Annotated in this window: 3 protein-coding genes and 1 pseudogene; 2 read left to right on the forward strand and 2 right to left on the reverse strand. The window is 46.0% G+C overall.

What is annotated here, in order from left to right; translation table 11 throughout:
- Positions 1-133, forward strand: a pseudogene (locus IM479_RS21225) (IS30 family transposase); the annotation flags it as partial.
- A gap of 72 nt (positions 134-205) precedes the next feature.
- Here IM479_RS21225 and IM479_RS21230 read toward each other — a convergent pair.
- Positions 206-472 (reverse strand): hypothetical protein, encoded by a 267-nt coding sequence (locus IM479_RS21230; RefSeq protein WP_287685951.1) that lies wholly within the window; start codon positions 470-472, stop codon positions 206-208.
- 77 nt (positions 473-549) lie between these two features.
- Positions 550-3,015 carry an ATP-dependent Clp protease ATP-binding subunit gene (locus IM479_RS21235; protein ID WP_287685952.1) on the reverse strand — a complete coding sequence of 822 codons (2,466 nt, stop codon included), beginning with the start codon at positions 3,013-3,015 and terminating at the stop codon, positions 550-552.
- Between the two features lie 683 nt (positions 3,016-3,698).
- On the opposite strand from IM479_RS21235, the gene msrB reads away from it, so the two are divergent.
- The gene (msrB, locus tag IM479_RS21240) at positions 3,699-4,115 is read left to right on the forward strand and encodes a peptide-methionine (R)-S-oxide reductase MsrB (RefSeq protein WP_287685953.1); all 417 of its coding nucleotides are present in this window, start codon (positions 3,699-3,701) and stop codon (positions 4,113-4,115) included.
- Positions 4,116-4,256 lie beyond the last annotated feature (141 nt).

The raw sequence follows: 4,256 nt of genomic DNA on the forward strand, positions 1-4,256 counted from the left end.
AATAGTCAAGCCGGAAGAAGTTCAAAAAGCTGTAGAATTAATTAATCATCGTCCTCGAAAATGTCTTGACTATCGAACCCCTTTTGAGGTATTCTATGAATTATCATCAGACATTGATGCACTTCATTTTTGAATTGGCGAGGTAACTTGTGGATAGGAGGCACAATTTAGTATTCATGTCTTGATTCAGCGACACCGCTTTTTACTATCTTCTGATCTGATCTGCCGCTTCTAGGCTGGTAATTGCGGTTTCTGCCGTCAAAATAGGAGGAATATCAGTTAAACTGGCACTTTGATAAACCTGTTCATTTCTAGCAAATAAATTGCTCATATCTTGATAATAATTAGAAGTGATCGATAATAAAGCTCCCGCAAAAATATAGAGAGGTAAAGGCAAAATAAAACCCTTCGCCCACTGATAAAATTCTACCAATAAAAACAACAATACACAACCCACAACCCATACTTTCATCACAGTTTTTTCTCCTATTTTTACGAGAAAAGGTGAGCAAAAAGCCCACCTTTTATTTAACTAATTCCAGTTAGAATTTATTCGATCACGGGAGCGATTAACTCGCGTCTTTCTCCCGAAATAACTTTCACCTTACCTTCCTCATCGATATCGACCATGGCAGTATCACCATCACCCACGCGTCCGGAGAGAATTTCCTCAGCCAGAACATCTTCCAAGAGACGCATAATCGCACGACGTAGGGGACGAGCGCCGTAGGCCGGATTATAACCTTCCTCGATCAAGCGTTCTTTAAACTTATCAGTAACAGACAAAGTAATATTTTGTTCTGTCAGACGTTTAAACACATCCTTGAGCAGGATTTCGGCGATTTCCTTGACTTCTTCCTTATTGAGTTGACGGAAGACAATAATCTCATCGAGACGGTTGAGGAATTCCGGACGGAAATATTGTTTTAATTCCTCATTAACCAGCGATCGAATGCGATTATACTGGGCCTCGGCCTGATTATCATCAAACTCGAAACCTAAGCCGCCGCCACCCTTCTCGATAACTTTAGAACCGATGTTCGAGGTCATGATCAACAGGGTATTTTTAAAGTCCACCGTGCGACCTTTAGCATCGGTCAAACGTCCATCTTCAAGGATTTGCAGAAGCATATTGAAGACATCGGGGTGAGCTTTTTCGATTTCGTCGAATAGCACCACCGTGTAGGGACGACGACGCACCGCTTCCGTTAATTGTCCCCCTTCGTTGTAACCAACGTAACCCGGAGGCGAACCGATTAACTTAGAAACCGTGTGCCGTTCCATGTATTCCGACATATCGAGACGGATCATCGCATCTTCCGAACCAAAGAAATAAGCGGCCAGAGCTTTAGTTAACTCGGTTTTACCTACCCCCGTCGGACCGGAGAAGATAAAGGAAGCAATGGGACGGTTGGGATTTTTCAGACCGACGCGAGCGCGACGAATGGCACGAGACACCGCTTTAACTGCGTCCTCTTGACCGATGAGACGCTGATGTAGGGTATCTTCCATGTGCAGCAGTTTCTCGGATTCGGTTTCGGTCAGTTTATTGACGGGAACCCCAGTCCAAGAAGCGACGATGTGAGCGATTTCCTCCGCGTCAACAAAGGGTTCGTCGTTGCCATCTTCGCCTTTTTTGGTGGAAGCGAGATTCCGGATCTGGGTTTTGATTTCCATTTCCCGATCGCGCAATTCCCCAGCTTTCTCGAAGTCTTGACCGCGCACCGCATCATCTTTTTGTTTGAGAATTTGCCGCAGTTCCTTGTCTAATTCCTTGGCTGCCGGGGGCAATTGGGAATTAATCAAGCGCACTCTCGAACCAGCTTCATCGATTAAATCGATCGCCTTGTCCGGTAAGAAGCGATCGCTAATGTAGCGATCGGACAATTTCGCCGCCGCTTCCAGGGCCTCATCTAAGATTTTTAATTTGTGGTGCTGTTCGTAGCGTTCCCGGAGACCGTAGAGAATTTCGATCGTTTCTTCTACGGAGGGTTCACCGACCATAACCGGTTGAAAACGTCTTTCTAGAGCCGCATCCCGTTCGATATGTTTGCGATACTCATCCAAGGTTGTCGCACCGATACATTGCAGTTCTCCCCGGGCCAAAGCCGGTTTGAGAATATTGGCCGCATCGATCGCCCCTTCGGCTGCCCCGGCACCGATGAGAGTATGAACTTCATCGATCACAAGGACGACGTTACCCGCTTGGCGAATTTCGTCCATGATTTTTTTGAGGCGTTCCTCAAATTCGCCGCGATACTTGGTTCCCGCCACTAGCAAGCCGATATCGAGGGTGACAACCCGTTTTTCTTCGAGAATGTCGGGAATATCCTTATTAGCGATGCGTTGGGCCAATCCTTCTGCGATCGCTGTTTTACCGACCCCCGGTTCCCCAATCAGGACTGGGTTATTTTTGGTACGACGGCCAAGAATTTGGATAACGCGCTCGATTTCCTTTTGTCGGCCGACCACGGGATCGAGTTTACCCTCGCTGGCCATTTGGGTTAGATTGGAACCGAATTCATCAAGAGTGGGGGTTTTAGTGCGACCTTGGGAAGATGAACCTGCGGCCACTTCGGCGGTTTCCCCTAACATTCTGATCACTTGGGTGCGAACTTTCGAGAGATCCACGCCGAGATTTTCCAGAACCCTAGCGGCCACACCTTCCCCTTCGCGAATTAGTCCTAAAAGGAGGTGTTCTGTGCCAATATAGTTATGGCCCAGTTGACGGGCTTCTTCGAGGGAGAGTTCTAAAACTCGTTTGGCTCTGGGGGTGAAGGGAATTTCCACGGCTACGAATCCGGAACCGCGACCGATGATTTTCTCCACCTCCACGCGCGCATCTTTGAGATTGACACCCATGGACTTGAGGACTTTGGCGGCAACTCCCGTTCCCTCTCCAATTAGTCCTAGTAAAATCTGCTCTGTTCCCACGAAGTTATGGCCAAGGCGGCGAGCTTCTTCTTGGGCGAGCATGATTACTTTAATGGCTTTTTCCGTAAATCTTTCAAACATAGCCTATCCATCACCTACACAAGCGACCCTAGATATGCTGATTTTAGCACGCCTTTTTAGTTTAGCCCTCTTTCAGTGATCAGTTATTGGCGAGCGGCTATTAGTTATAGCTCTGAAGATTTTTTCCTGAGTCAGTCGGTCTTAGCTGACTTGCGGAGATGCCCGGAATCTGGCAGATTGTGGTTTTAGCCCTCTCGAAACCTGCCGATAAGTTGTTCACCCTTGCCTAATCCCCTAAGCTCGTGGTCATTCCCATCCCTCGATCGCTTGACTATTGAGCGGCCATTTTCAGACCAAAACTCGAAGTATAAGTATATTAAATATTACTACCTATTGACTAATTAGTATATATGTTGTATGACGGGGTGATATGCAGAAAGTTGACCTATATCGTTACTCTGGAGAGTGTTATACAGAAATTTGACCTATAGAACCTATTTGGTATCTCTCTTGTGACGCTTCACGGGTAAGAATTACAGGTATTTTGGCTAATTCGCTCTAATCCATACTGGCTAATGATTTTGGGAAAGATACCAAATGGACTCTATAGGGTTTCTTGACCAAGTTTTCCTTTTGGGGAGTCCGTCGTCAGAAGCGGATGCCAAATCAGGTCATACTTCATGTTTATGAAAAAAACCCAGATCTCGAACTCAGGTTAGACTAAAAAGAGAAATTTAATCATAATGGCGGTTGTCATGACTATGGTAGAAAAAGTTCGTAAAACCGAGGCGGAATGGCAGGCCCTGCTAACTCCCGAACAGTTCCAAGTTACTCGCAAAAAGGGAACAGAACGGGCTTTTACGGGTAAATATCACGATAATAAAGAAAAAGGTATTTACAAATGTGTCTGCTGTGGTACGGAGTTATTTACTTCTGACAGTAAGTATGATTCGGGTACTGGTTGGCCGAGTTTCTGGACCGCTGCTAACGAGGCTAATATTAAGTACGAACGAGATGTTAGTTTTTTCATGGTGCGGACAGAGATTGTTTGTGCCGCCTGTGATGCTCATCTCGGTCACGTTTTTAATGATGGTCCACCCCCGACGGGAAAACGCTATTGTCTCAACTCTGCCGCTTTGCAGCTTGAAAAAAATCCCTAATGGGACTTAGACAAAAAACAAATCGAGAAAAGCCTCAACTCCAATCCCCGCTTGGGATTTACTTCGACCAAGCCCAAAATCGCTGAAACCCAGATATATCAAGGAAAATCATAAATCGAGGTTAACCCTTTGTCCCGTAAT

Source organism: Microcystis sp. M165S2, assembly GCF_020245885.1.
Taxonomy (GTDB): domain Bacteria; phylum Cyanobacteriota; class Cyanobacteriia; order Cyanobacteriales; family Microcystaceae; genus Microcystis.